Annotated in this window: 2 protein-coding genes; both read left to right on the forward strand. The window is 60.4% G+C overall.

The window, feature by feature from the left end:
* On the forward strand, positions 1-716 hold a 716-nt coding region (ssuC, locus tag WCA53_RS06190; RefSeq protein WP_423906963.1), incomplete at its 5' end, for an aliphatic sulfonate ABC transporter permease SsuC.
* Positions 713-1,546: an ATP-binding cassette domain-containing protein gene (locus WCA53_RS06195; protein WP_423906966.1), complete on the forward strand. Its 834-nt coding sequence runs from the start codon at positions 713-715 to the stop codon at positions 1,544-1,546. The genes ssuC and WCA53_RS06195, both read left to right, overlap by 4 nt.
* Positions 1,547-1,593 lie beyond the last annotated feature (47 nt).

Genomic DNA, 1,593 nt, shown 5'->3' on the forward strand with positions numbered 1-1,593 from the left:
GGGAATGCGCGGCGCGTTCGGGAGGCTTGTCGTCGCGCGTCCTGCCGGAGCCACTCGCTGTGGTGAAGGCGGCGTGGTCGCTCGCTCAATCGGGTGACCTATGGGCAAACGTCAAGGTCAGTGCGTGGCGTGCGCTGGTGGGCTTTGCGATCGGCGGCGGGATTGGCTTCGTGCTTGGCCTGGCCACTGGACTCTCCAAGTCCGCCGAGATTGCGCTCGACTCGACTGTGCAGATGATCCGCAACATTCCGGCGCTAGCGATGATTCCGCTGGTGATCCTGTGGTTCGGCATTGGCGAAGAGGCAAAGCTTTTCCTCGTCGCGCTGGGGGTGTTCTTCCCGGTCTATACGAATACCTATCACGGCATACGGTCTGTCGATCGTGACCTGATTGAAATGGCGCGCAGTTACGGCTTATCGGGCTTCGCTCTCTATCGTGACGTGATCCTGCCGGGTGCGTTGCCATCGATTCTCGTGGGCGTGCGTTTCGCGTTTGGCTTGATGTGGGTCATGCTGATCGTGGCCGAAACCATTTCGGCGCAATCGGGTATTGGCTATATGACCATGAACGCGCGCGAGTTCCTCCAAACGGACGTGGTGGTGGTCGGCATCTTGTTGTACGCATTGCTAGGCAAGCTTGCAGACATGTTTGCTAAAGCGATAGAGCGCGCGACGCTGCGCTGGCACCCGGCGTATCAAAAGGGAGCAAAACCGTGAACCTGACTTATCCTTCGATCGAACTGGGCGAAGTCGAGGCAGAAGTTGTCGCGCCCGCCCGCGTGCTGGTCCCGCCGGTCCCGCCGGTCCCGCCAGTCTCGCCGGTGAAGACAACTCATGACGTTGCTGTTGCATTGAGGGGTGTCGACAAGCATTTCGGAACCCGAAAGGTTTTAAGCAACTTCGACTTTTCGATCGAGCGTGGCAGTTTCGTCTCGATAGTCGGGCGTAGTGGTTGCGGCAAGTCTACGTTGCTGCGCCTGATCGCGGGCCTTGAAAAACCGAGCGGCGGGGCCGTCGATCGCATTGCGGCAAATGGCGCAAGTGCGTTGCAGACGCGCATCATGTTTCAGGATGCGCGGTTGCTGCCATGGAAGACCGTGCTGCAGAACGTGATGCTGGGCTTGCCACGCAGCTCGCTCGACGACGCCCGTGCCACGCTCGCGGAAGTGGGCTTGAGCGAGCGTGAACGCGATTGGCCGGCTCAGCTATCCGGAGGCCAGCGACAACGCGTGGCATTAGCCCGCGCGCTTGTGCATCGTCCGGATCTATTGCTACTCGATGAGCCGCTAGGCGCTCTCGATGCGCTTACGCGCATTGAGATGCATGCGCTGATCGAGCGCTTGTGGCGCGAGCATGGCTTTACGGCGCTGCTTGTCACACACGACGTACAGGAAGCGGTGGCACTCGGCGAGCGGATCGTGCTGATCGAGGAGGGCCGCATTTCCTTGGACGCTGCGATCGATTTGCAGCGACCGCGATCGCGTACGTCGGAAGGCTTTGCCGCGCTAGAAGAAGCGGTGCTCTCGCGCGTGTTGAAACACGGATAAAGCGCGAGGCAGGATGCGATCTTCCGACCATGGGTTGGATTACATGC

It is taken from the genome of Caballeronia sp. (assembly GCF_049581465.1).
Classification (GTDB): Bacteria; Pseudomonadota; Gammaproteobacteria; order Burkholderiales; family Burkholderiaceae; genus Caballeronia.